We start from the raw sequence: 25,959 nt of genomic DNA on the forward strand, positions 1-25,959 counted from the left end.
CGGGGGCGCCCGGGCGCCGGGGGGGGGGCTCGGGGCCCCCCCGGGGGGGGGGGGCCCCCCCGGGGGGGGCCCCCGCGCCGGCCTTGCTCTAAGACATCGACATGTATTGACTTTCCGGAATCCACTCGGTACCGTCCCCTTCAAGAAATCGCTTGCCCGGCAGCCGTCCTTGAGATTGAAACGATTCAGTCCCAAATGTCCGGCGAGCCCCCTCCTCACCACGGAAGTGAACATGACTCCTCCTCCACCCCGATGGCGGCGCGCCCTCGCGGTCGTCGCCGCCGGAGCCACTGCGCTCGCGGGCGTCCTCACCGCGGGCGCACCCTCCCAAGCCCAGGACGACGGGATCACCGTCTACCTCGCCTCCGACTCCACCGTCCAGACCTACGACCCCTACTGGGAGCCGCAGGCCGGGTGGGGCCAGGTGATCGACCGCTACTTCGACGAGAACGTCACCGTCGCCAACCACGCGATCGGCGGGCGCTCCTCGCGCTCCTTCGTCGAGCAGGGCCGCCTCGACGCGATCCTGAACGAGATCCAGCCGGGCGACTACCTGTTCGTCCAGTTCGGGCACAACGACGCCACCGCCTCGGTCCCCGAGCGGTACACCCCGCCCGACGACTACAAGATGTACCTGCGCGACCACTACATCGCGGGCGCGATCGAGAAGGGCGCCATCCCGGTGCTCGTCACCCCCGTCTCGCGCCGCAGCTTCAACGCCGAGACCGGCGAGTTCAACGTGTCCTTCGGCGACTACGTGAACAAGGTCTACGAGCTCCACGAGGAGACCGGCGTCGCCATGGTCGACCTCTCCGCTTCCTCGCGCGCCTACCTCAACGAGATCGGCCCCGAAGAAGCGAAGTCGGTGTTCCTGCACGTCCCGGCCGGGGTCTACCCGAACCGGCCGGGCGGCACCGCCGACGACACGCACTTCCAGGAGTACGGCGCCATCCAGATGGCCCGCCTGGTCGCCGAGGAGACCGCCACCCTCGGCCTGCCGCTCTCCGAGCACGTGGTCGACGTCGCGCCTCCCGCGAACGTCCCCGCCGCGCCCACCGGCCTCAAGGCGGCCACCGTCGCGAACGCGAGCGTGACCCTCAACTGGGACACCACCGACGACGCCGACATCTACCGCGTCTTCGTGCGCGAGCCCGGCGGCGACTGGCGCCTCGGCTCCACCGCCACCGTGGGCGTCGGCCGCGTCTCCGGCCTCGCCGAGGACACGACCTACGAGTTCGCCGTCGCGGGTGTCAACGGCAAGGGCGAGGGCGACAAGTCGTCCACCCTCACCGCGACGACCGCCACCGCCGGGTTCAAGTACGACTTCGGCCCCGCCTCGCAGCCCGTCGCCCCCGGATACACCGAGGTCAACCGCGGCACCGCCTACACCGCCGAACGCGGCTACGGCTTCACCACCGACATGTCGACCGCGATCGACCGCGACCGCGGCGGCGACGCCGACCCGGTGGGCCGCGACTTCGTGGCCTGGTTCGGCGGCTCGTACGACTTCGCGGTCGACGTCGCCGACGGCCTGTACACCGCGCGCCTCTTCGTCGGCGATTACTTGGGCTCGGCCCGGACGAACGTGAAGTTCGAGGGCATCGACTACGGCGCGGCCAACGCCGGATCGAAGACGATCGCCACCAAGGACTTCGAGGGCATCACCGTCGAGGACGGCCAGTTCACCGTCACGATCTCGGGCCAGACCGGGCACCTCAACGGCCTGGAGCTCACCCGCATCGGCGACGTCCCCGGCGGCGGCGACCAAGGCCCCGACGAGCCGTGCACCGACTGCGCCGAGCTGATCGAGAGCCTCGACCGGGCGCCGGTCGCGGTGAGCGTCGAGGGCGGGAACTTCCTGTCCTGGCGCAGCCTCGCGCTCGACCCCGAAGGCCTGGCGTTCAACGTCTACCGCGACGGCCGGCTCATCACGCCCGAGCCGACGCAGCTCACCAACCTCACCGACCAGGGCGGCACCGCGAACTCGACCTACTGGGTCGCCACGGTCGCCGAAGGCGTCGAGACCGGTTACACCAAGGCCTTCGCGGTCTGGGGCGACCAGTACATCGACATCGACATGCAGCGCCCCGAAGGCGGCACGACCCCCGACGGCGTCGAGTACACCTACCAGCCGAACGACGCCACCGTGGCGGACCTCGACGGCGACGGCGTCCACGAGATCATCCAGAAGTGGGACCCGACCAACGCGAAGGACAACTCCAGCAACGGCTACACCGGGAACGTCTACGTCGACGCGTACACGCTCAGCGGCGAGCTGCTGTGGCGCATCGACCTGGGCGTGAACATCCGGGCCGGCGCGCACTACACCTCGCTCATCGCCTACGACCTCGACAGCGACGGCAAGGCCGAGGTGGCCCTCAAGACCGCCGACGGCACCGTGGACGGCCTGGGCACCGTGATCGGCGACCCCGACAAGGACTGGCGCAACACCAGCGGCCGGATCCTCGAAGGCCCCGAATTCCTCACCGTCTTCAACGGCCAGACCGGCGCGGCGATGGAGACCACCGACTTCGGTCCCGAGCGCGGCGACATGTGCTCGTGGGGCGACTGCTACGGCAACCGCGGCGACCGCCTGATGGCCTCCGTGGCCTACCTCGACGGCGTGCACCCGTCGCTCATCACCAGCCGCGGCATCTACGCCAAGACCGAGATCACCGCGTGGAACTGGGACGGCGACAACCTGCCGCAGGTGTGGAAGTTCCGCTCCTCGCAGTGGGGCGCGGCCTACCAGGGCCAGGGCAACCACCAGATGTCGATCGCCGATGTGGACGGCGACGAGCGCGACGAGATCGTGTTCGGCTCGATGACGATCAACGACGACGGCACCCCGCTGAACTCGTCGGGCCTGGGCCACGGCGACGCGCTGCACGTCTCGGACTTCGACCCGGGCAACCCGGGCCTGGAGATCTTCATGCCCCACGAGTGCATGAGCTGCTCGGGCAACGTGGCCGCCTCCTTCCGCGACGGGGAGACCAACGAGGTGCTGTGGTCGATGCCGGGCACCCGTGACACCGGCCGCGGCGCGTGCGGCGACGTCGACCCGAACTACCCGGGAGCGGAGTGCTGGGCCGTGAGCACCACGGGAGCATGGAACTCGCGCGAAGGCCGGCTGACCGCCGCCGACGGCACGCTCATCGGGAACACCATCCCGTCCGCGAACTCGATGGTCTGGTGGGACGGGGACCTCGGCCGCGAGATCTTCGACCACGAGTTCAACGAGCCGGACTACGTGCCGGTCTACCCGTACATCGCCGAATGGGACTACGAGACCGGTAAGCAGGAGGAGATCTTCACTCCCGAAGGGGTGCAGACGAACAACGGCACGAAGGGCAACGCGGTCCTGACCGGGGACCTGCTCGGCGACTGGCGCGAGGAGGTGATCCTCCGCAAGGAGTCCAACGACGGCGTGCGGCTGTTCACCACCACGATCGCCACGGAGCACACCCTGCCGACGCTGATGAACGACCCGCAGTACCGCCTGGCGATCGCCTGGCAGAACGAGTCGTACAACCAGCCGCCGTGGCCGAGCTTCTTCCTCGGGTACGACATGGAGGCCCCCGTCTGGGAGACCGTGACGTACGGCCCGGTCCGCGACACGGCCGCCGCGCCGTACGCGGCCGCCTCCTGCGCGATCGACTACCGCGTCGTCGCCGACTGGGGTGACGGCTTCGTCGTCCAGATCAAGGTGACCAACACCGGGGACGCCCCGATCGAGGAGTTCGACCTCGTCTGGAAGTCCGGCGGCGTCGCCACCGTAAAATACGACTGGGGCGGCACCATCGCCATCGACGGCGACGCCATGACCGCCGACCCGGCCTTCTGGAACGTCCCCTTGAAGCCGGGCAGCACCAAGCAGATCGGCTTCCAAGGCACGGGCGACCCGAACGACCCGGGCATGTTCCTCATGAACGGCCAGGTCTGCGCGACCGCATGACCGCGACCGCATGAACGACGGCCCGGGCGCGATGCGCCCGGGCCGTCACTTGTCGTTCTGAGGTTTGTGGAGGCGGCCGGTCTCGTAGGGGATCTTCGCGCGCTCGGCGAGGTCGATCGCCCTGCCGCGCAGGGAGGTGGCGGTCCAGGAGGCCGCCAGGAGCAGCATCACGTTGAAGAGGTAGAGGAAGACGAGGAGACCCACCGCGGTGGTCACCGCCTGGTAGGCGGGGCGGTCGGAGACGTGCAGGACGTAGATGCGGCCGAGGGTCTTGAGCAGCTCCATGCCGATCGAGACGGCCAAAGCCGCCCAGACGACCCGCCGCAGCGGCATGACGACCCGGGGGAGCGCTTGGAGCAGCACGAGCGCGAGCAGCGCGTTGGCGACGAGGCCCACCACGACCGAGACCCCGCGGACCACCAGGGCGAGGTTCCCGGTCGCGTCGTCGAGGTCGAGGGCCGCGAGCACCCATTCCGCGCCGGCGGTCGCGCCGATGGTGATGAGCAGCAGCGTGGAGACGCCGACGAGGATCCCGAGGTCGATGGCCCAGCGCAGGAACGGGTTGCCGGGCTGGGCGTCGAGGCTCCAGATGGTGCGGATCGCGGCCCGCACCGACTGAACCCAGGCGACCCCGGCGACGATGAGGGCGACGGCCGCGAAGATCGTCACCGACTTGCGCGAGCTCTCGAGGACCCCGATGTCGATCACGGGCAGGTTCGTCTCCAGCCAGGCCTCGACGGAGTGGTAGATGTCGGGGATGTCGAGCATGTAGCCGAAGATCGCCAATGCCAGGAGCGACATGGAGAACGCGGCGAAGAACGCGTAGTAGGAGATCGCGGCGGCGAGCTGCCCGCCGTGGACCTCGCCGTAACGCTCGCCCGCGCGCCAGGAGTGGTCCACCAGGTTGGACCGTTTCCGGGCCCCTAGGAGCACGCGGTCCCACCAGGCCCCCAAGTCGGGAAACTTCACGTGCCGATTCTGCCAAAGCTCAGGCATGACCGTAGGACCGAGCGCGCGTTTCAAGCCGATCGGTCGCTAGGAGCGCAGAAGGATCCTGGACGAGGCCTACGAGCGGAGAGCTGATCGCCGGTGATCATCGTCGCTGACACTTCAGCGCTGTTCGCGATGTTCAGCACTCGCGACCCGGACCATTCGCGTTGGAGCTGGACCTCGCCGAGTGCTTCGCGGTCGCGTCGGCACGTGACCGGGACACCGACCAGGTGTGCACCCTCGACGAGAACGACGTCAGTCGCGGATGACCCAGGCGTCGGGGTCTTCGAGGAGCTTGGTGACGGAGGTGGGGAGGTCGTCGTTCGCGACGGCGGCGAGGGAGACCGATTCGAGGATGTTGCGCTCGGAGACGCGCAGGGCGATCCACACGTTGGTCATCGCGGTGGCGGTGCCCGAGTAGGGGACCTGTTCGGGGCGTTCGCCTCGGACGCCGACGAGCGGGCCGTCGACGGCGCGGATGACGTCGGCGAGGCTGATCTTGTCGCCGGGGCGGGCGAGCTGGTGGCCGCCTTCGGAGCCGCGCTTGGAGGTGGCGATGCCGCCGCGGCGCAGTTGCAGCAGGATCGATTCGAGGAACTTGCGGGGGATGCCCTGGTCCTCGGCGATCTGCTCGGCGGAGACCCACCGCTCGCCGTATCCGGCGAGGGCCACGGCGGCCCGCAGTGCGTAGTCGACGCGGGCGGACAGGCGCATGGGGGACTCCTTCGTACTAGAGATCGGCAGTACCGACTCTATCTCCCATAGACGGCTTTCCAAGCGGCTCACGGGCGCTCTGTGAGGCGTCCGCGTCCGCTGCGGTCAGTCAATCGTCGATGAGCAGCCGCAGGTAGGCGGCGGTCTCGGCGGCGGCGAGGTCGGCGTCGCCCGCGATGATCGCCTCGATGGCCCGCGAGTGGTCGATGTGCGGTTCCTCGGCGAGGTTCGGGCCGAGCCCGGCCCGCACGGTCTCGCGCAGGGAGTCGGCGAGTTCGGCGTACAGCTCGGCGAGCAGCTTGTTGTGGCTGGCTTCGGCCACGGCCTGGTGGAGGGCGATGTCGGCCGCTATGAACGACTCGGTGTCATTCACCTCGTGCGTCGCCTCGCGTTCGGAGAGGAGGATGCGCAGGCGGGTGATGTCGGCTTCGTCGCGGCGGTGGGCGGCGAGGCGGGCGGCTTCGACTTCGAGGCCGCGGCGGACCTCCATCGCGTCGGAGGCGGGGCTGGCGGCGATGCGGCGGCGCACGGCCGCGGTCACTTCGCTGCGTCCGACGACGAAGGTGCCGGCGCCTTGGCGGATCTCGAGGAGCCCGGCGTGGGCGAGGGCCCGAACGCCTTCGCGGATGGTGTTGCGGCCGACGCCGAGGAGTTCCGCGAGCTCGCTCTCGGTGGGGATGCGCGAGCCCAGGCCCCATTCGCCGTCGCTGATCTGCTGGCGCAGCTGCTCGATCACCTGATCGACGAGGGCGGACTTGCGTGTCGACTGCAATGCCACTGACGGACCTGACCTCTCCGGAGCGTCCATGGCTAGCGGGGGCCCGCCATGGGGGGTGCGTGTTTCCCAACACTAGAAGGATTAAAGCAGACAGCCGTCGCGATACCGTTGACAGGCCGTTAATTCATCCTATGAATTGACTTCATCCTATCGTAGCTGCTCAGGCCGCACCACGTTGTGCGCCGATCAGCTGGACAGCGCTCATTCACGGCTCGCAAGCGGGCTCGGCGCCGCTTGCGAACCGTGCGTTCGGACAGCCGTGAAGGGTTACCACCCCACCGGACCCCCGACCGCCTCCCGCCCCCGGAAGGAGCCGTCCGCGTGACGACGACCGACGCCACCGCGATCGACGACCCGAGTTCGAACGTCGACGCGGAGCACCCCGCCCCAGCCCCCCGCGCCGAGCTCACCGACCCGCCGAAGTCCACAGTCGCGGTAATGGGGTGGATGCTCGTCGCCGGGGTCGTCCTCGCCGCGTTCAACTTCCGCACGGCCGTCACCAGCGTCGGCGCGATCCTCGCCGAACTGCGCGTCGGCCTCGGCATGACCGAGACCACGGCAGGGCTCCTCACCACCCTCCCGGTCCTCGCCTTCGCCGGCCTCGGCGCGCTCGCCCCGAGACTCGCCCGCCGCTTCGGCCCCCGATTCCTCCTCACCGGAGCGCTCCTGCTCATGAGCATCGGCATGGTCGCCCGCGCCTGGGCCCCGAACGCCGCGCTCTTCCTCCTCTTCAGCCTCCTGGCGCTCGCCGCCGGAGCCGTCGGCAACGTCGCGGTGCCGGTGATCGTGAAGCGCTACTTCCCGAATCGCATCGGGCCCATGACCACCGCCTACTCGACGATGATGGCGTTCGGCGCCACCGTCGGCGCCGCGCTCACGGCCCCGCTGGAACACCTGGCCGGCGACTGGCGGATCGCCATGGCGGCGTGGGTCCTCCCGGCGCTCCTGGCGGTCGTGCCGTGGCTGCTGTGGCGCCCGGCCCCGGCCTCCGCCCGATCCGAGCCGATCGGTCGCCTGCGAGGGGTGACGCGCTCGCGCATGGCCTGGATGATGCTGCTGGTCTTCGGCGCTCAGTCGGCGATCGCGTACATCCTCATAGGCTGGCTGACCACGATGCTCGTCTCGGACGGCGAATCGGCGGCGACCGCCGGGTCCATGCTGGGGCTGCTCCTGCTCGTGCAGATCCCCATCACCGCGATCGTCCCGATCCTCACCGTCCGCTGGGGCCCTCGTCCGGTCTTCCTCATCCTCATGTCCACCTATCCTCCGGCGATCGCCGGCCTCTGGATCGACGGCGGCGGCGCGCTGACCTGGCTGTGGATGGCGCTCTTCGGTATGGGCACGTCCGTGTTCCCGCTGGTGCTCACGCTGTTCGGGCTTCGCGCCCGCACCCCGGCCGGGACGAGCGCGCTGTCCTCGTTCGCCCAGTCCGGCGGCTACCTCATCGCCGGGGTCGGGCCGCTGGCCGTCGGCTGGGTCTACGGCCTCACCGGCTCCTGGTCGGTCCCGTTCGGGCTCCTCGCCGCGCTCACGCTCGTGCTGTTCTGCGCCGGGCTCTACGTGATCCGCGAGCGCTACATCGAAGACGAGCTCGCTCCCATTCAATGAATAGGGGACGAAAGCGCCGAAACGGTCGGCCCCGCAAGGCAGGCCGAGGCTTCCTCGTGACACGATAGTGCCGTGGACCACAATGACGTGGAAATTCGGGGAGGGAACGTGACCAACGAGGTGCTGTGGCTGCCGCGGCCTGACGCGGTGGAGACGACGAACATCGGGCGGTTCGGCCAGTGGCTGTCCCGCCGGGAGGAGCGCGACCTCACCGGCTATCCGGCCCTGTGGCAGTACTCCGTCGAGCATCTGCGCCCGTTCTGGGGCGCGGTCTGGGAGTACTTCGGCCTCGGCAAGACGGTGCCCGAGCACCGGGTGCTCGCCGACGAGAACATGCCGGACACCGTCTGGTTCCCCGACGAGACCTTCAACTACGCGCGCGCCGTGCTCACGGCCCCGGGCGTGGACGAGGACGACGTGCTCGTGCGCGCCTACTCCGACACCCGCGAACCGGTCGAGTGGACCCTCGGCGAGCTGCGCGAGGCCGTCGCCCGCGCCCGCGCGGGGCTCATCGCCCGCGGCGTCCAGCGCGGCGACCGCGTCGCGGCCTGGATGCCGAACATCCCCGAGACCTTCGCGCTCATGCTCGCCACCGCGAGCATCGGCGCGGTCTTCTCCAGCTGCGCTCCCGAGTTCGGCGCCAAGGCCGTGCTCGACCGCTTCGCGCAGATTGAGCCGAAGGTCCTCGTGGCCGTCGACGGCTACAAGTACGGCCCCAAGACCGTCGACCGCAGCGCCGACCTGCGTCGCGTGGTGCGCGGCCTCGAGGGCCTCGGCTCGGTCGTCACCCTCCCGTACATCGGCGCGGGCGCGGTCGAGGGGGAGACCTGGGACAGCTTCTGCGCGTACGACGAGGGCATCGCCTTCGAACCGCTCACCTTCGACCACCCGCTGTACATCCTGTACTCCTCGGGCACCACCGGCCTGCCGAAGGCGATCGTCCACTCGCACGGCGGCATGGCGATCGAGCACGCGAAGATGCACTCGCTGCACCACGACCTCGGCGTGGGCGACCGCTTCTTCTGGTACTCCACGACCGGTTGGATGATGTGGAACTACCTGATGTCGGCGCCGATCGTGGGCGCGGGCATCGTCATGTTCGACGGCGCGCCCGACCCGGCCGGGATGTGGCGCCTCGCCGAGGAGTCCGGCACCACCTACTTCGGCACGAGCGCGCCGTTCCTCATGGCCTGCCGCTCGAGGGGCGTCAAGCCCAAGGAGGAGGCCGACCTCTCGCTGATCCGCGGCATCGGCTCGACCGGCGCGCCGCTCCCGGAGGTCGGCTTCGACTACGTGTACGAACAGATCAGCGAGACCGCGCAGCTCCAGTCCCTTTCCGGCGGCACCGACCTGTGCACGGGCTTCATCGGCGGCGCGCCCACCGTCCCGGTCTGGCGCGGCGAGCTCTCGTGCCGGTGCCTCGGCGCCGACGTGCAGTCGTTCGACCCCGAAGGCCGCCCAGGGATCGGACGCGAAGGCGAGCTCGTGATCTGCTCGCCGATGCCCTCGATGCCGGTGGGGCTGTGGGGCGACCCGCTCAAGCACCGCTACCGCGACACCTATCTCACGGACTTCCCGGGAATCTGGCGCCATGGCGACTGGATCACCATCACCGACCGCGGGTCGGCGGTGATCTCGGGCCGCAGCGACGCCACCTTGAACCGCGGCGGCGTGCGCATGGGCACCGCCGAGTTCTACGCGGTGGTCGAGGCGATCGAGGGCGTGGCCGACTCTCTGGTCATACACCTGGACGACCCGGGCCAGGACCGCCTGCTGCTCTTCGTCTCCTGCACCGAGGGCACCGAGCTCGACGACGACCTGCGGCGGCGCATCACCGCCACCTTGCGCGAGCAGCTCTCGCCGCGGCACCTCCCCGACGAGGTGCGGCAGGTGCCGTCGATCCCGCGCACCCTGAGCGGCAAGAAGGTCGAGGTGCCGGTCAAGAAGATCCTCAAGGGCGTGCCGGCAGAGGAGGCCATCGCCCGGGACGCCCTCGCCAACCCGGACGCGCTCAAGGCCTTCGTGCGCGTATGACGAGACCTGAGTGACAAGGGACGTTCAATAACCCGATTTCCTTACGCGGCAAGGGAATTCAGTGAGGTGTGTGCCCGATCGCAGGCGTCCGGAAGATACTATGCAACGCGTCGCCCCGGTCGGTTTCCCCCGTAGCCGCCGGGGCGGCGCCATGTCCTGAAGACGGTTGCGGCCGCACCGGCGGGCGCCTGTGCTCCAATAAGCGGCGTGACTGACCCGACCGGCCCCGCCGAACCCGAGCCCCAGCAGGACGAATCCTCCGCGCCTCCGCAGGACGAAGCCCTGGACGCCGTCGGCGTCGGCCCCTGGGAGGGCCCGCTCCCCGAGGGCGGGCACTACGACCCCGACCTGCTGCGCCTGGGCGACCGCCGCAACGTCCTCGACCGGTACCGGTACTGGAGCCGCGAGGCGATCGTGGCCGACCTCGACGAGCGCCGCCACGACTTCCACGTGGCGATCGAGAACTGGCAGCACGATTTCAACATCGGCACCGTCGTGCGCAATGCCAACGCGTTCCTCGCCAAGACCGTCCACATCGTCGGCAAACGCCGTTGGAACCGCCGCGGCGCGATGGTCACGGACCGCTACCAGCACGTCGAGCACCACGCCACCGTCGAGGACTTCCTCGCCTGGGCCGAGGCCGAGGGCCTCGCGATCGTCGGCATCGACAACCTGCCCGGCTCGGTCCCGATCGAGACGACCGCGCTGCCGCGCAACGCGGTGCTCGTCTTCGGCCAGGAGGGCCCCGGCCTCTCCGAGCCGGTGCGCGAGGTCTGCTCGATGGTCTGCTCGATCACCCAGTTCGGATCGACCCGCTCCATCAACGCCGGCGTCGCCAGCGGGATCGCCATGCACGCCTGGGTGAGGGAACACGTGTTCGGGCAGCGCCCGACCGGGTAGCCCTGCCGGGCAGCGCCCGACCGGGTAGCCCTGCCGGGCGGCGCCCGACCGGATAGCGCGGCCGGGCGGCGCCCGACCGGCTGAAGCCGGAACGTCAGGAATCCGACCGCTCCGAGGCCACCGAATGTCGCACCCGGGTGGCACTCTGGAATGGAGCACCCGTGTGCTCGCGGCGTCGATGGCGACGCCGCCGGGGGACGCTGCGTCGCCCCACCGCTCCCCATCGGGCCCTAGGCGAACGGCCGCTGTCGGATACCTGACGCTTCCATGGGGTAACGGGGGTCGATACGCCTACATTGAGCCAATGGCGGGTTACTTGGGGTAAGCTCCCCGTGGTACAAGCGAATAGGTTGAATCCGCTGGTAGATAGGCGGAGTCGGGCAAAAGTGGAACCACCGCGTTACGCTGGTCCCGGCATCGGGCCGCACGGTTCACACCGTTGGGGCCCTGAACAAAACTGAAAGCCGAGTCATGCTCGTACGGTAGACTCGTGCCAGCCTGCGCCAGACGAACGATCGGCCAGGACCCTTGACGGGAGGGGTGAGGAAGTTGAAGAAGTTTCTGACTTGGGGCGGACTTGCGTTCCTGGTGTTCTTTGTGGCCTTCAGGCCAGGTGAAGCCAGTGACGTGGTCGGGAACCTCGCTGGCGGAATCCTCGATGCCGCAAACGGTTTCGCGGCGTTCTTCACGAACCTCGTGACCTGATAGCGACGGCACTATGACCGAATCCGGTGCAGGCGGCTCGGGGGACAACAAGGACACCGAGCCGCTGGAACCCCCCAGTCCCCGCGCCCCCTCGGACAGTCCCGCCCCGGGCGCGGAATCCCCCACGCGCGAATTCGGCTTCCCTCCGGGAACCGCCGGATCCGCGCCCGCGACCGCCGCGAGCGACATCGACGGCGTCCGCTTCGACGACGGCCTGAACAGCGGACTGAGCGGCGGCCTCCTCGGCGGCATGCGCGCCCCGTCCGTGCCCGACGTCCCCTCCCCGATCTCCGCCCGCTACCTCTTCCCGACCGAGAAGTACCGCGGCGAATGGCGTCGGCACTGGGTGCACCTCATGCCCTGGTACGTCGTCGGCACTCTCGCGACCTTCATCATGGGCCTCATCTCGGGGATGCTCACCAAGTCGGGTGTCGACAACACCGCGCTCACGGTCACCGTGCTCGTCTGGCTGCTCATCCTCGGCTTCGTGGGCTGGAAGATCCTCGACTGGTACATGGACCGCTTCATCCTGACCAACAAGCGGATCATGCTCATCCAAGGGGTCATCACCCGCTCGGTCGCCATGATGCCGCTCGGGCGCGTCACCGACATGAAGTACTCCCAGACGCCCATGGGCCGGATGCTCAACTACGGCGAGTTCATCATCGAGTCCGCCGGTCAGGACCAGGCGCTGCGGAACGTCCCGCACCTGCCGAACCCGAACGAGCTCTACCTCCAGATGTGCGAGGAGATGTACGAGCCCGAGGCCGTCGACGAACGCGAGGCCGAGCCCGAAGAGGACCTGATCCCCGAAGGGGAACCCGCGCCGAAGTCCGCAGACGCCTGAGGCGCCGGGACGCCCCTTCACCCTCCGCACACCCGCCGACACCGTCGGCGGGTGTTCTTCGTCCAGGTCATGACCCAAATCGCCGCAACCCGTGCCCGAACCCACCGGGTGGCACCTACTTCGTATACTCATCTCCTACCGACCCTCGGTTGCCAATGACACCCATCCTTTGGCAGAATTCCGCCCGGCGGCGCAACCGCCCGCCGGGGGAATGTCGTCTGTTCTTCGACCCCCCCAGGGAGACTCGTGAGCGAGGTCAAATCGTCCCAGGACGAGGAGTTCCGCGAGTACGTGGCGGCTCGCTCCGCCGCGCTGCACCGTGCGGCGTATCTCCTCACAGGGAACTGGGCGACAGCGGAGGACCTGGTGCAGACGACCTTGACGAAGACCTACCTGGCATGGAGCCGGATCAGGACTACTGATTCGGTCGACGCCTATGCCCGCCGCATCCTCTACAACACCAACGCCTCCTGGTGGCGCAAGCGGTCCAACCGCGAGAAGCCCACCGAAGTCTTCGAGGACAAGCCCGACCACTCCCGCGACTTCACCGAGCACGCCGCGGTGCGCGACGCCATGTGGCGCCACATCGCCATCCTGCCCAAGCGCCAGCGCGCGGTCCTCGTCCTCCGCTACTACGAGAACCGCACCGACCAGCAGATCGCCGAGATCCTCGGCATCTCCGTCGGCACGGTCAAGAGCCAGGCCTCGCGCGCGCTCGCGGGCATGCGCAAGCGTCTCGGCACGCCCTCCGCCGCACTGGGCCTGAGCGTGGAGCAGGGGAAGGCGGCATGAGCGACGACATAGAGGCCCTCCTGCGCAGCGGGTTGGCCGAACGGGCCGACGCCGCGCCTTCCTTCGACGACCACGGTCTGGCCGATCTGGCCATCTCCGGGGCGGGCCGCATCCGCCGCCGCAGGCGCGTCGCCGCCGCCGCGGGCGGGGCGAGCCTGCTCGTGCTCGGCGCCGCGACCTTCGCGTGGAACCCGCTGACCAGGCCCGACGAGGGCCGCGGTGATTTGGCCGCCGCCGACACGAGCACCGTCGAGGCGCAGGACGAGTTCGCGATGGAGTTCCTCATCCAGGACGAGAACGGCTCGTACAGCGTGCTCAACCAGGACGGGAACACGATCGCCTTCGAGGTCGAGGAGCCGGTCAACAACGTCTACAAGCTCGAATCCTCGTACCTGTCCGAGTCCCGGTCGGCGATGTGGACGGTCAGCTTCGACGGCGACGCCGCCGCCATCGAGAAGCCCTCGGCGGCGGAGACCTACACCAGGATCAACAGCGCCGGCGAACGCTTCGCCATGATCACGCCGAACTCCGATTACACCGAAGAGGAGTACGAGCTGGTCGACGTGTCCCTCCACGAGGAGACGAAGTCGATCGGGTTCACGACGAGCTTCGCGGTCACGCTGGAGGACTGGGACGACACCACGGCCGTGTTCACGACCGACTTGAACTCGACGACCGGTGGGGACGCCGGTGGGTTCTGGTTCAACGACAATCTCAAATTCGGCTTGGAGACGGTGAGCGCCGCCGGGTTCGAGGCCGCGGTCCTGGTCGACACGACCGACCCGAACAACGTCTGCGTCTCCGACCTCGACGCCGCCGGCACCGCCAGCGTCCAGGAGCAGTGCGGGCCCGTCGACAGCGACGAGATCCAGGCGCAGCTCGTCTCCGCCGCGGGCGAGGACGCCGCCGACCCGGTGCCGCTCGTCGACACCGTGATCGCGGACGCCCAGGCCGAGTTCGAGTTCGGTCCGTCGGAGGACCTCGACTTCGGCGAGTACCAGGACCGCTACAACAACGCCGGTGAGTTCTGGACCGACCCGGGAGGGACCTGGCAGATCGTCGGGAACCGCGGCGAGGACACCTGGCTGCTCATCGACGCGTCCGGCGACGAACCGGTGGTGTCCGAACTCGAGCCGCCCGAAGGCGCCGTGATGCCCATCCTGAGCTACACGTAACACACGCGCTCGAACCAGAGGCTGTGACCGAGCGGACTTGACATACTCGCAGCGTGGGTGGAATCGAATACTTGCTGACGGTCATGGTGACCCTCTTCGTCATCATGGACCCTCCGGGGATCGTGCCGATCTATCTGGCCCTGACCGGGACGATGGATCGGCGCGAACGCAACCGGGCCGCGCTCCAGGCGACGCTCCTGTCCCTGGGTGTGATCTCGCTGTTCGCGCTGCTCGGCCAGCAGATCATCAACTACCTCCACATCGACCTCGAGGCGCTCCAGGGCGCGGGCGGGCTGCTGCTGCTCCTCGTCAGCCTCCAGCTGCTCACCGGCCAGGCCGACGAGCCCTCGGGCACGGCCACTTCGAACATCGCGCTCGTGCCGCTGGGCACGCCGCTGCTGGCCGGGCCCGGCGCGATCGTCGCGGTCATCCTGTTCGTGCAGCAGGCACCGTCCCATGCGGACTACCTGTGGATCGCGCTGGCGATCCTCGTCATCCACATTTCGATCTACCTGGTCATGCGCTACTCGGGGTTCCTGGTGAAGGTCTTGCGGCGCGGCGGCATCGAGGTGCTGACGCGGATCGCGGGCGTGCTGCTGGCCGCGATCGCGGTGCAGCTCATAGCAGATGCCGTGATGGGCTACGTCGAACTCTTCGAAAGTTCTGCGGGAGCTTCCGGTTGGTGACGCTTTAGGGTTCAATTAAACCCATGCCTACGATTCTTGATCTGCCGATCCACCCGCTCGCGGTGCACGCCCCGATCATCCTGGTCGCACTGCTCGTATTGGGCGGCATCGCCTACCTCCTGGTTCCGCCGCTGCGTCGGCGCATCGGCTGGGCCGTCGCGGCGCTGGTGCTGGTGTCGCCGGCCGCCGTCTACGGTTCCATCTGGAGCGGCGAGATGTTCGCCGATTTCACCTTCGGTGCCGGCAATTGGTCCGAAGCCGTGCAGCAGCACCAGGACTACGGCTGGTGGCTCTTGTGGACACTGGTCGCCCTGGTCCCGATCTGGCTCCTGTTCGCCGCGCTCGACCGGGGACGGCGGGCCGCGCTGCAGCGGGACGCCGGAGCCCCGGCACCGGCCGCGGACGGGGACGACGAGACCGCCTCGACCGGTTCGAGCGACCCGGCCGCCACAGGCCGCAAGGTCGTCATGTTCATCGTCGGCGTCATCGCCCTCGCCCTGCTCGTGCTGGCGGCCTACTGGCTGTTCAGGTCCGGGCACTCCGGCGCGACGATGGTCTGGGAGTCGAGCGTGCCGCAGTAGCCGCATGGCATAGACGAGAACGGCCCCGGCCGGGCGGATGCCCGGCCGGGGCCGCACGCGTCTGCGGATGGCGCAAGGTCGATGGGCGCGATGCGGATCCCCGCGGAGCTCAGCCCTGGAGGAGTCCGACGATGAGGACGGTGAACATGAGCGCCACGCTGACGAGGGTGATCCAGTGCGTGACGAGCCGGGCGCGCTGCTCGGCAGCGTTGATCGCGGCGTGGTCCTGGGGCGGCAGCGTGCGGGGCTCGCTCGGCAGCGCCACGGCCTCGACCCGCCAGCCGGGCGGAGGCGGCACGTTGAGGGGCGGGCCGTCGTACTCGTTGCGGTCGCTCATCGGGAAAGCGTAGCGCCGGAGTGCCGCGGCGGCTCCGGGGTCGCCGTGGCGGCCGGGGCAGGGGGGTTCGCAGCGGCGGTCACGAGCGGGATCCGCCCTCCTGGGGGCGGCGCGGCGCGACCCGTGCTCAACAACGGCGCTGGGGCACGACGAGACGGCACGGGCCGGTGTCCCTCGATCGAGGGACACCGGCCCGAGCCGTGCTGCTTTGGCTGTCGCCTATTCGGCGCCGCCTTGGCGGTCGTTGTCGCCCGTGGGGCGGCGGCGACGGCGTCGCCGCCGGGCCGGGGCGTCGCCTTCGGCGTCGGCGCCGGGAGTGCTGTCGACTTCGGGCTTGGCCTGGCGCGGGGCCTTCGCCTCGGTCCCTGCGCCTTCGGTGCGGATGCGGCGGCGCTGGCGGCTGCGGGGGGCCGGAGCCTCGCCGCCGTCCGCTGAACCGCCCACGACCGAGCCGTTGTCGTCGACCGTGAGTCGTTCGCGCGAAGCCGCGGAGCGCTCGCCCGAGCCCTCGCCGCGCCCGCCTGAGCGGCCACTGCGGCGGTCGTTCCCGCCGCGACCGCGGTCGCGGTCACCGCGGCCACGGCTTCGGCCGCGACCGGACTTGCGGGTGTCGCCCTCGACGTTCTCCTCGCGCTCGGCGCTGAGGCCGTCGCGCTTGCGGAGCTCGCTCGGGAGCGACGACGGCGCCCCTTCGGGGATGTCCAGGTCGGTGTACAGGTGGTCGGACGTGTGGTACGTCTCCACCGGCTCGCCGATGTCGAGGTTGTTGGCCTTGACGATGATCTTCCAGCGCGGCAGGTCCTCCCAGGTGAGGAAGGTGACCGCGATGCCGGTGGCGCCCGCGCGGCCGGTGCGGCCGATGCGGTGCACGTACGTGTCGGCGTCTTCGGGGGCGTCGTAGTTGATCACGTGCGTGATGTCGGGGACGTCGATGCCGCGGGCGGCCACGTCGGTCGCCACGAGCACGTCGATCTTCCCGGCGCGGAAGGCCCGCAGGGCCCGCTCGCGCGCGTTCTGCCCCAGGTCGCCGTGGACCGAGCCGACCGCGAAGCCGCGGAAGTCGAGCTCGTCCGCGACCTTCTGCGCGGCGCGCTTGGTGCGGCAGAACAGGATCGTCAGGCCGCGCTCGCGGGCCTGGAGGATCCGGGCCGTGACCTCGACCTTGTTGAGGGCGTGGGTCATGTAGACCAGCTGGCGGGTGTTATTGGCCGCCTCCTGGTCCGGGCCGGTCACGTCGGCGGCGACGGTCATGGGCCGGTGCATGTGGCGGCGCGACAGCGACATGATCGTGTCAGGCATCGTCGCCGAGAACAGCATCGTCTGGCGTTCCTCGGGGAGGAGCTTGAGGATCTTCTCGACGTCCTCGGAGAACCCGAGGTCGAGCATGCGGTCGGCCTCGTCGAGCACGCAGTGCGCGATCGCGTCCAGCTTGATGTGCTTGGACTTGTACAGGTCCAGGAGCCGTCCGGGGGTGCCGACGATGATGTCGACGCCCGTCCTGAGCGCCTCGACCTGGGGCTCGTAGGCCCGGCCGCCGTAGATCGGGAGGACCCGGATGCCGCGGGTCTTGCCGGCGTCCTCGAGGTCGCGGGCGACCTGGAGGCCCAGTTCGCGGGTGGGGACCAGGATCAGCGCCTGCGGCTTGCCGCTCGCGCCCTCCTCGGCGGAGACGATCCGGTCGATGATCGGCAGGCCGAACCCGAAGGTCTTGCCGGTGCCGGTGGGGGCGCGGCCGATGATGTCCGAGCCGCGGAGGGCGATGGGGATCGCGTACTCCTGGATGGCGAAGGCCCGCTCGATCCCGAGCGCCGCAAGCGCTTCGACGGTCTCTTCTCTGACGCCCAGCTGGGCGAAGGTCGGCCCCTCGTTCTTGGGCCGGTCGTTGTTCACTTCGTTCACTCTGTTCACCTCGTGGCGGAGGACGTCACCAGATCCGGGGAACTCGGCGCCACATTCAGTCTCGTCATACAGCGGCGACGACCGCCGGATTCGGGAAGTCGCCGCTTCGCAGGAGCGGTCCGGCGCCTGGCGCCGATACCGCGTTCGAGGACCGCTCTCGCATCGCCGCGCTCGCATCGCCGAATCGGATTCGCGAGCTTCGTCGAGGGGACTGCCACCAGATGGCCGCGGTCGCTCCCGTCCATCGTACGCCCCGGACGCTCCTCCGTCTCGGAGCGACGCTGCGAGCCGGGCGTTCGCTAGCGCCCACGTGGGCGGACTCACCCGTTCGGGGCCCCGCCGACCTGCGAAGACACGTGCAACGGTCCAGTTCGCGACAGGCCCGCGAAGGCGAAGGCCGCTCCGGGCCAGTGGTAACCTGCCCCCGTGTCCGAGACAACTGATCCCGCCGCGCAGTCCGACGACCCGGTCCCCGCCGCAGCGGCCCCCAGCCGCGAGGCCGTCATCGATCTCCTTGGGCTGCTTGCCCTCGGCGAACTGCTCGCGTTCGAACGGATGGTCTACGACGCGCGGCTCGCGCCCGACCTCGGCCGCCGGGCCGCCCTCTCGGAGGCGGCCGTGGGTGAGATTCGCAACTACCGGCTCCTCGCCGACCGCCTGCAGGAGCTCGGCGCCGACCCCGGCGCGGCGATGGCCCCGTTCAAGGAGGCCTTCCGCTCCTTCGACGCCTCCACCTCGCCGCGCGACTGGCTCGAGGCGCTGGTGAAGGTCTACCTCGGCGACGCCGTCGCCGACGACTTCTTCCGCGTCGTCTCCGCCGGACTCGACCACAAGGACCGCCTCCTCATCGAGACCGTCCTCGCCGAGACCGGGGCCTCCGACCTGGCCGCCGACGAGATCCGCGCCGCCGTCGAGGCCGACCCCGCCGTCACCGGCCGCCTCTCCCTGTGGGCCCGCCGCCTCGTCGGCGAGGGCATCAACCGCGCCCAGGGCGTGGCCGCCGCCAACGAGCGCCTCACCGCGATCATCGTGGGCGACGGCGGCACCCTCGACGCCCTGCTGCGCAGGCTGACCCGCGCGCACCAGGACCGCATGAAGTCCGTCGGGTTGAACAACTGACCCGTTCCCCCGCAAGGGGCGTTACCGAATCGAGATGAATCGGCCGCAACTGGACCCTTCCTTCCACGCGTCTTGGCGGTGGAGGAGGACACAAACATGCGGCTCAAGAAAAGCCATGTCGTCAGCGGGGTGCTCGCCCTGGCGCTGCTCGGCGCCACCGGCACCGCCTGGTACTTCGCGCTACAGGCGCGCACCCCGGCGCAGCGCGCCGAGGAGACGGCCGAACCCGAGGACAGTGTGATCACCGTCCGGGTCGACCAGGACCAGCTGATCGACACACTCGAATTCGACGCGGAACTCAACCGCACCGGAGACTTCGAAGTACCCGCCCCGGCAAACCCGCCCGAAGGGATCGAGACCGCGCTGGCCTCGAAGCTCCCGCTCGAAGTCGGCGACGAGGTGAAGGCCGGCACCGTCCTCTTGGAGGTCTCCGGCCGCCCGATGATCGCGCTCGAAGGCGACGTGCCGGCCTATCGCGACCTCAAGGAGGGCGACACCGGGCCCGACGTGAAGCAGCTGCAGCTCGCGCTCCAGCAGATCTACGGCACCCCGAAGACCGGCACGTTCGACGCCCGCACCATCGCCGACGTCAAGAAGCTCTACGACCACGCCGGCTACGACCACGCCACGACCTCCGAGGAGGTCCCCGACGAGACCTCCGAGGGCGACGACGACGCGCCCCCCGCGGGCGAAGGCGACGAGGGCGAGAACACCGGCGGCGGCCAGGCCACCACTGTGGAACGAGTGATCGTGCCCGCCTCGGAAGTCGTGTTCCTGCCCGACCTGCCCATGCAGGTCAGCAAGATCAACGCCAAGCAGTCCGCGCCCGTCGGCACCGACGCGCCCGTCATGGTGCTCGCCTCCGGCGACTGGAAGCTCGAGGCCGAACTCGACGAGAAGGCCGCCTCGGAGCTCTCGAAGCTCGGCGGCGACGCCGAACTCGAATTCGGCGACGGCCCGATGGAGGGCCAGGAAGTCGGCGCGTTCGAGCTCGAGACCCGCGAGGAGGAGGGCGAACCGGACGAGTGGTCCGGTGAAGAAGGCCAACCGGTCGAAGTCACCTACGCCGTCTTCGAGTTCGACGCCGAGAAGATCGAGGGCATCGACGACCTCGCCCCCGGCGAGGAGCAGGAGGTCACGCTCATCCTCGCCCGCTCCGCCGAGGACGCGCTCATCGTCCCGCTCTCCGCGCTGTGGACCGACGCCGAGGACCGCACCATGCTCACCGTCGTCGAAGGCGACGACGAGAAGGAGCGACACGTCGAGGTCGAGGTGACCCTGCGCCACGAGGGCCGCGGCGTCGTCCAGCCCGTCGAAGGGGAGCTCGCCAAAGACGACGAGGTCGTGATCGCCTGGCGCGACCGGGAAAACGCCTGATGGCCCGTAAACGCCGCGAACCCGAGACCGACACCGAGCTCCTGGAGTACGTCTCCACGGAGGACGGCGAGACGGTCGAGGCCGAACCGCGCGGCCGCAAGGCCCGCCGAGCCGCCGAGCGGGCGGCCAAGGCGGAACGGAAGGCCGCCAAGGCCGCAGTGCCGAAACGGCAGGGCCGCTTCGGAGTCCGCAGCATGGGCATCGCCTACGAGGCGTTCCAGTCCCTCCGCGGACGCTCCATGCGCACCTGGATGACCGCGATCGGCATCGCCCTCGGCATCGCCGCCACCGTCGCCACCGTGGGCCTCTCGTCCACCTCGGCCGCGGCCATCGCCGAGCGCTTCAACGCCACCGAGGCCACCCAGGTCACCGTCTCCTTCTCCAACAACATGCGCGACGCCGGATTCGCACCCACATTGGAGTCGAGCGAGCGGGTGCGGGAGATCATCGGCGTCGAGAACGCCGGCATCTTCTGCGCCTCAGGCGAAGAACGCCAGGCCTCCCGCACCGAGTCCCAGGACTACGTGCGCGACGTGCCGGTCTTCGGCATGGAACCCGGCGCGATGGACGCGTTCGGCTTCACGTTCGTGGAAGGCGCGCCCTTCGACACCGGGCACGTCTCCCGCGACGACAAGGTCGCCGTCATCGACGAGTCCGCCGCCCGCGACCTCGGCTACGCCTCGCTCGCGGGCGGCCCGATGATCTACCTCAACGGCGACGAGTACGCCCTCGTCGGCATCTACACCGCGCCCGAAGGCGAAGCCAAGCTCACCGGCGCCGCCATCATCCCGCCCACCCCGTGCACCGCCGCCGACCCCGAGTACGGGGCCGCGGAGGTCTTCATCCGCACCGACCTCGGCGCCGCCGACAAGGTCGCCAAGACCGCCCCGACCGCCGTCTTCCCCGAAGGCGCCGAGAACCTCTCGGTCACCAAGCCCTCGGACCTGCGGAACTTCCGCAAAGGCGTGGAGAACGAGATGCAGGCCCTCCTGCTCGGCCTCGCCGGCGTCTCGCTCGTCATCGGCGCCGTCTCGGTCTCCAACACCGCGCTCGTCAGCGTCATGGAGCGCCGCAGCGAAATCGGCCTGCGACGCGCCGTCGGCGCCGCCAGGCGGGCGGTCGCCATGCAGTTCGTGTGGGAATCCACCCTCATCGGACTCATCGGCGGCCTCTTCGGCACCGTCCTCGGCGTCAACGTCACCGCGATCGTCTCGCTCTACCGCGACTGGCAGATCGTGTTCGACCCGATGCTGTTCGCCGCCGGGCCGATCATCGGCGCGGTCGTCGGCGTCGTCGCCGGCGTCTACCCCGCCTGGCGCGCCAGCCGCATCCCGCCCGCGGTGACCCTCCGGGCCTGACCCTCGTTAGTCCCCGGTGAGACTCACCGAGGACGCACGAGACCTGTTCCTGCCCGCCGCCTGCGCCTCCTGCCGGAGCGCGCCGGCGGCGGGCGGCGGTCTGTGCGCCGACTGCACCGCCGACCTGCTCGCCCTCCGCCCCCTCCTCGCCACCCCTGCCGTGCGCACCGCGCCGCCCGTCGTCGCGGGCGGACCCTACACGGGGGCGCTCGCCGAAGCGCTCAACGAATACAAGGAACGCGCCCGCCGCGAACTCGCCCCCGCGCTCGGCTCCCTCCTGGGCCGCGCGCTGGCGGTCGTGGCGGCCGAAGTCCCCAACGCCGTGCTCGTCCCCGTCCCGCCCACCCGCGCCGCCCGCCGCGCCCGCGGTTTCGACCACGTGGCCCACGCCTGTGCGGGCCTCGGGGACCTCCGCCCGGTGCTCCGGGCGCGGCCCCGGCCCGACTCGGTGGGCCTCACCCCGCAGCAGCGCGCCGCCCATGCTCGAGCGAGCCTGCACGCCGTCCCGCGCCGCCTCGCGACCCTCGCCGCGCTGCGGCGCCCCGCGATCCTGGTGGACGACATCGTCACCACCGGCGCCACGTTCGACGCCGCTGCCGCCATCCTGCGCGGCGCGGGCATCGGCGTGCCCGCGGCGATCGCGGTCGCCGCCGCATGAGTGCGGCGGAATTGGTTCATGAGGCGATACCGGCGGGTACCCCTCCCGGTGTCGCCAAGACGACAAGCCGTTAGTCACCGCTTCGGCCGGGAATGCGAAGAGTCATCTCCGGTCCGCCGAAATCGGCGCGCTCGTGCCCGTTCCCATTGGAGAATTCCGGTAGCCGAAGGGTCGACTTTCGGTGAACGAAGGGATAGTCTCGAAATCTCAGATCGGTAACGAGACGACAGAGGCCAGATGGCCCAAAGGTGAACGCCCCCAATTACTGAGGCGCGGAACCCCAGGTCGTACCACCCGTGAGAGGAGGTCGCTCCTTCCGCCGTACCGGACCATCGGCTCCGGACCCAGCACGCACAACTTCGTTCGCATCACCGCCGCCAGACGCGGGATGCACCTGGGAGGTTCAGAGGTGGACATCGTCGTCAAGGGTCGCAACGTGGAGGTTCCCGACCACTACCGCGAGCTCGTCGAGGAGAAGATCGAATCGAAGATCGCCAAGTACCTCGCCCGTTACGACGGGGAGGCGATCGATATCGACGTCGAGCTCTATCATGAGCCCAATCCGCGCCAGGCCGACCACGCCCAGCGAGTGGAGATCACCTGCCGTCCCAAGGGGACGGTCATGCGTGCCGAGGCCTGCGCGGGGGACTTCAGGTCCGCGTTCGAGCTCGCCGTCACCAAGCTCGGCCACCAGCTCCGCAAGAACACCGATCGCAAGCGCATCCACCGTGGAGGGACGAAGGCCCCGATGTCGGTGGCGCAGGCGACCTCCAACGGCAACAACGGCACCCTGCTCGCCGAGCCCGAAACGAAGGACGCGGCCTCGGCCCACTTCATCTCCGAGGACGTCGACCATTTCGACGGCCTCGTCGAGGACCACCTGCCCGGCCGGATCGTCCGCGAGAAGATCCACCCGGGCGAGCCGATGACCGTCGACGACGCCCTACAGAACATGGAGCTCGTCGGGCACGACTTCTACCTGTTCCACGACAAGGAGAGCGGCCGCCCGACGGTCGTCTACCGCCGCAGGGCCTTCGACTACGGCCTGCTGCGGCTCGACCTCTAGCCGGAACCGCGCCAGCGCCAGTGCAGAGGGGGACTTCACCTCTTCGGTCCGGATGTTGTTGAGGGGTGGCATCCGGACCGGACGAGGCCCCGGGCTCGCGCCCGGGGCCTCGTCCATGTTCATTTCGCTTGTCGGCGGTGCAGGCCGGACCTAGAGGGCCGAGCCTTCCTTCCAGTCGTCGTAGGACATCACCCAGTAGCCCCAGCCGTTGTCCCAGGGCATCTCGCGCGGGGAGCCGGTCACTTCGACGGGGTCGCCGCGCTGCGCCATGTGGTAGAACCACTCGGCGTCGGCGAGGCTGGCGTTCAGGCACCCGTGCGAGAGGTTCGCCGAGCCCAGGCTGCCGTTCCACGGCGCGCCGTGCACGAACTCGCCGGTCGCGTTGATGCGGGTGGCCCACTTGACGTCCGTCGAGTAATAGCCCTCGTCGCCTTCTTCACGTCCGGGGGAGACCATCGTCTTGTCGGCGAACTTCTCCATCACGAGGTGCGTGCCGGTGGCGGTGTAGTACTCCCATTCCTCGCCGGAGCCGCCGCTGATCGGGATCTCCCTGGCGACCTCGCCGTCGACCTCGACGGTCATGGTGTGGGACTCGAGGTCCGCGTACGAGATCTGCGACTCGCCGACGACCATCTGGGCGGTGTAGTCCTCGCCGCCCCACGTGTCGTCGCCGAGGAACTCGCCCTCGAAGTTCGCGGTGAACGTGATGGTCTGGTGGCCTTCCCAGTAGTCCTTCGTGCGGTAGATCACCGTGTCGTCGTCGATCCAGCGCCAGGCGCCCTCGTGGCCCTTCTCGGACTCGACGGTCAGGAGCTGCTCCACGGCGGCCCGGTCGGGGGCGTCCTCGGTGAAGGTCACGATGATCGGCGCGCCGACGCCGACCTCCTCGCCCTCGGCCACCGGGGTGACGTCGGCGACCTCGAAGCCCGAGCTCTCACGGGCCTCGGTCTTGAACTGCTGCTCGAACTCCGTGACGGTGCCGTCCGAGCTGACGGCCTTCGCGCTCACGGTGTGGGTGGACCCGGCATTGAGGATGCCTTCGGAGGTCCAGGTGGTGAGGTCTGCAGAGAACGAGCCGTCGATGGTCTCGGAACGGTCGGACGTGACATTGACCTCTTCGAGGATGCCGTCCACCACGGACAGGGTGAACGGCGCGGTCGGGTCCTGGTCCTCGACGGCGTCCATGGACACGACCGGGACGATCGGCGCCGGCGTGAACGTCCCCGTCTGGGGCGCAGCGCAGGCGCCTGCCAGGAGCACCAGGGACAGCACCGCCAAGGCGCGCGCGGGCATGAGCTTCAAAGGGGGTTCCTCCACAAAGCGAAGTGACTAGATCACTATAGCTTCGACGCTCGACGCCACCTGTTGGGTTGCACGTCAATCACTACTAAGTGAGGCCCACAACAGCGTGTCCCGCCGCCGCCCCGAGAGCGTCGGCAGACCGCCCCTCTCGACGCCTTCGAGCCGGAACCCCGCGCGCCGCAGGACCGCCTGCGACGCGGTGTTGTGGAGGTCGGTCCCCGCCCATACCCGGTCGAGCCCGACCTCCTTGAACGCCCACCGCCGCACCAGCCGCACCGCGCGCGTCGCGTACCCGCGCCCGCGCGTCTCGGGGCGCAGGTCGTAGCCGATCATGCCGGTGCCGACCACGCGCGCCACGTCGTAGAGCCCGATCGTGCCCTGGTAGCCCGCGCCGTCGTCGATGACCATGAGGGCGCTGCGTCCGCACAGCCATTCGACCGCCGCCCGCCACTCGCAGACCTCCCGGGCCTCCGCCGCGCTCGGCGGGAGCGGCAGGACCGCGCCGGAGTAGACCTCCGGGCTCGACCGGTGCCGCAGATGCGCTTCGAAGTCGTCCGGTGACAGAGGTCGCAGTGTGATCAGGTCGTCCCCGAGCGCCCCTCCCGGCAGGTCCGGCAGCACCCGCGGCGTCGGACCCGGCCCGTCACCCGGCAGCAGACCGAGCATCAGGGCCGCGGTGCCGTCCCAGGACGCGCCTCGGGCCACGCCGCCGTCGGGTCGGAACCCGGCCCGCATGGCCGCCCGGATCGCGGCCTGGTCGCGCACCGGCGGCCGCACTTCGAGGCGCGACGCGCCGGCGGCGAACACGCCCGGGACGACCGCCCGCAGCATCGCCGCCGCCAGGTGCTTGCCGCGCCGCTCGGGTGCGACCCAGAACCGCACGCCGACGGTGCCGCCGACGTCGTCGAAGCCGAGCGCGCCCCAGACCGCCTCGCCCTCGGAGCCGACCGCGAGGGCGTCGGGCGCGAACCCGCAGTCGACCTTCACGTCCTCGGGCGCGGAGCGCAGCGAGAACGCCGCGCACTCGACGGGCTCGAAGACATACACGCCCTCAGCCAAGCAGGGGCGGGACCGTCCC

Annotated in this window: 22 protein-coding genes; 15 read left to right on the plus strand and 7 right to left on the minus strand. The window is 69.7% G+C overall.

Annotation, left to right across the window (positions count from 1 at the left end):
* Positions 1-232: 232 nt before the first annotated feature.
* Positions 233-3,955: a cellulose binding domain-containing protein gene (locus tag JHY01_RS16790; RefSeq protein ID WP_205326811.1), complete on the plus strand. Its 3,723-nt coding sequence runs from the start codon at positions 233-235 to the stop codon at positions 3,953-3,955.
* Between the two features lie 45 nt (positions 3,956-4,000).
* On the opposite strand, the gene JHY01_RS16795 is transcribed toward JHY01_RS16790, so the two are convergent.
* The 3 genes from JHY01_RS16795 to JHY01_RS16805 form a co-directional block, all read right to left on the minus strand.
* Positions 4,001-4,924, minus strand: coding sequence for a YihY/virulence factor BrkB family protein (locus tag JHY01_RS16795; protein ID WP_205326812.1), 924 nt, complete (start codon positions 4,922-4,924; stop codon positions 4,001-4,003).
* A gap of 276 nt (positions 4,925-5,200) precedes the next feature.
* Positions 5,201-5,659, minus strand: a complete 459-nt coding sequence (locus tag JHY01_RS16800; protein ID WP_205326813.1) for an Rrf2 family transcriptional regulator — start codon at positions 5,657-5,659, stop codon at positions 5,201-5,203.
* Between the two features lie 109 nt (positions 5,660-5,768).
* The gene (locus tag JHY01_RS16805) at positions 5,769-6,437 is read right to left on the minus strand and encodes a FadR/GntR family transcriptional regulator (RefSeq protein ID WP_205326814.1); all 669 of its coding nucleotides are present in this window, start codon (positions 6,435-6,437) and stop codon (positions 5,769-5,771) included.
* Positions 6,438-6,758: 321 nt separating this feature from the next.
* Here JHY01_RS16805 and JHY01_RS16810 point away from each other — a divergent pair, with 321 nt between their 5' ends.
* The 9 genes from JHY01_RS16810 to JHY01_RS16850 all read left to right on the plus strand — a co-directional run bounded on the left by JHY01_RS16810 (position 6,759) and on the right by JHY01_RS16850 (position 15,765).
* A complete protein-coding gene (locus tag JHY01_RS16810) occupies positions 6,759-8,045 on the plus strand; it encodes an MFS transporter (protein WP_307814479.1) in 1,287 nt (428 codons plus the stop codon).
* A gap of 108 nt (positions 8,046-8,153) precedes the next feature.
* Positions 8,154-10,079 (plus strand): acetoacetate--CoA ligase, encoded by a 1,926-nt coding sequence (locus JHY01_RS16815; RefSeq protein WP_307814480.1) that lies wholly within the window; start codon positions 8,154-8,156, stop codon positions 10,077-10,079.
* A 207-nt stretch (positions 10,080-10,286) separates the two neighbouring features.
* Positions 10,287-10,979: an RNA methyltransferase gene (locus JHY01_RS16820; protein WP_307814482.1), complete on the plus strand. Its 693-nt coding sequence runs from the start codon at positions 10,287-10,289 to the stop codon at positions 10,977-10,979.
* A 549-nt stretch (positions 10,980-11,528) separates the two neighbouring features.
* The gene (locus tag JHY01_RS16825) at positions 11,529-11,684 is read left to right on the plus strand and encodes a hypothetical protein (protein ID WP_205326815.1); all 156 of its coding nucleotides are present in this window, start codon (positions 11,529-11,531) and stop codon (positions 11,682-11,684) included.
* Positions 11,685-11,697: 13 nt separating this feature from the next.
* A complete protein-coding gene (locus tag JHY01_RS16830) occupies positions 11,698-12,531 on the plus strand; it encodes a PH domain-containing protein (protein ID WP_205326816.1) in 834 nt (277 codons plus the stop codon).
* Between the two features lie 246 nt (positions 12,532-12,777).
* The gene (locus JHY01_RS16835) at positions 12,778-13,323 is read left to right on the plus strand and encodes a SigE family RNA polymerase sigma factor (protein WP_205326817.1); all 546 of its coding nucleotides are present in this window, start codon (positions 12,778-12,780) and stop codon (positions 13,321-13,323) included.
* Entirely contained in the window at positions 13,320-14,498 is a 1,179-nt protein-coding gene (locus tag JHY01_RS16840; protein ID WP_205326818.1) for a hypothetical protein, read from the plus strand. Before JHY01_RS16835 ends, JHY01_RS16840 begins: the two co-directional genes overlap by 4 nt.
* A 62-nt stretch (positions 14,499-14,560) precedes the next feature.
* On the plus strand, positions 14,561-15,184 hold the full coding sequence (locus JHY01_RS16845; RefSeq protein WP_374199543.1) for a MarC family protein: 624 nt from the start codon (positions 14,561-14,563) through the stop codon (positions 15,182-15,184).
* Between the two features lie 23 nt (positions 15,185-15,207).
* Positions 15,208-15,765, plus strand: coding sequence for a DUF2231 domain-containing protein (locus tag JHY01_RS16850; RefSeq protein ID WP_205326819.1), 558 nt, complete (start codon positions 15,208-15,210; stop codon positions 15,763-15,765).
* 109 nt (positions 15,766-15,874) lie between these two features.
* Here JHY01_RS16850 and JHY01_RS16855 read toward each other — a convergent pair whose 3' ends face one another.
* Together JHY01_RS16855 and JHY01_RS16860 are read right to left on the minus strand one after the other, a co-directional pair.
* On the minus strand, positions 15,875-16,102 hold the full coding sequence (locus tag JHY01_RS16855) for a hypothetical protein (RefSeq protein ID WP_205326820.1): 228 nt from the start codon (positions 16,100-16,102) through the stop codon (positions 15,875-15,877).
* A gap of 219 nt (positions 16,103-16,321) precedes the next feature.
* Positions 16,322-18,001 (minus strand): DEAD/DEAH box helicase, encoded by a 1,680-nt coding sequence (locus JHY01_RS16860; protein WP_307814484.1) that lies wholly within the window; start codon positions 17,999-18,001, stop codon positions 16,322-16,324.
* Positions 18,002-18,427: 426 nt separating this feature from the next.
* On the opposite strand from JHY01_RS16860, the gene JHY01_RS16865 reads away from it, so the two are divergent.
* The 5 genes from JHY01_RS16865 to hpf all read left to right on the plus strand — a co-directional run bounded on the left by JHY01_RS16865 (position 18,428) and on the right by hpf (position 23,579).
* Positions 18,428-19,120: a ferritin-like fold-containing protein gene (locus JHY01_RS16865; RefSeq protein ID WP_205326822.1), complete on the plus strand. Its 693-nt coding sequence runs from the start codon at positions 18,428-18,430 to the stop codon at positions 19,118-19,120.
* Between the two features lie 96 nt (positions 19,121-19,216).
* Positions 19,217-20,497, plus strand: coding sequence for a hypothetical protein (locus JHY01_RS16870; protein ID WP_205326823.1), 1,281 nt, complete (start codon positions 19,217-19,219; stop codon positions 20,495-20,497).
* Entirely contained in the window at positions 20,497-21,855 is a 1,359-nt protein-coding gene (locus JHY01_RS16875) for an ABC transporter permease (RefSeq protein ID WP_205326824.1), read from the plus strand. Before JHY01_RS16870 ends, JHY01_RS16875 begins: the two co-directional genes overlap by 1 nt.
* 16 nt (positions 21,856-21,871) lie before the next feature.
* On the plus strand, positions 21,872-22,513 hold the full coding sequence (locus JHY01_RS16880; RefSeq protein WP_205326825.1) for a ComF family protein: 642 nt from the start codon (positions 21,872-21,874) through the stop codon (positions 22,511-22,513).
* 409 nt (positions 22,514-22,922) lie between these two features.
* The gene (hpf, locus tag JHY01_RS16885) at positions 22,923-23,579 is read left to right on the plus strand and encodes a ribosome hibernation-promoting factor, HPF/YfiA family (RefSeq protein ID WP_205326826.1); all 657 of its coding nucleotides are present in this window, start codon (positions 22,923-22,925) and stop codon (positions 23,577-23,579) included.
* A gap of 150 nt (positions 23,580-23,729) precedes the next feature.
* Here the strand turns inward: hpf and JHY01_RS16890 are convergent, their stop codons facing one another.
* Both JHY01_RS16890 and JHY01_RS16895 read right to left on the minus strand, forming a co-directional pair.
* On the minus strand, positions 23,730-24,872 hold the full coding sequence (locus tag JHY01_RS16890) for an Ig-like domain-containing protein (RefSeq protein ID WP_240192911.1): 1,143 nt from the start codon (positions 24,870-24,872) through the stop codon (positions 23,730-23,732).
* An 84-nt stretch (positions 24,873-24,956) separates the two neighbouring features.
* Positions 24,957-25,928, minus strand: a complete 972-nt coding sequence (locus JHY01_RS16895; protein WP_205326828.1) for a GNAT family N-acetyltransferase — start codon at positions 25,926-25,928, stop codon at positions 24,957-24,959.
* Between the last annotated feature and the right edge of the window lie 31 nt (positions 25,929-25,959).

Origin of the sequence: Glycomyces sp. YM15 (assembly GCF_016918015.1) — a bacterium.
Taxonomy (GTDB): Bacteria; Actinomycetota; Actinomycetes; order Mycobacteriales; family Micromonosporaceae; genus Glycomyces.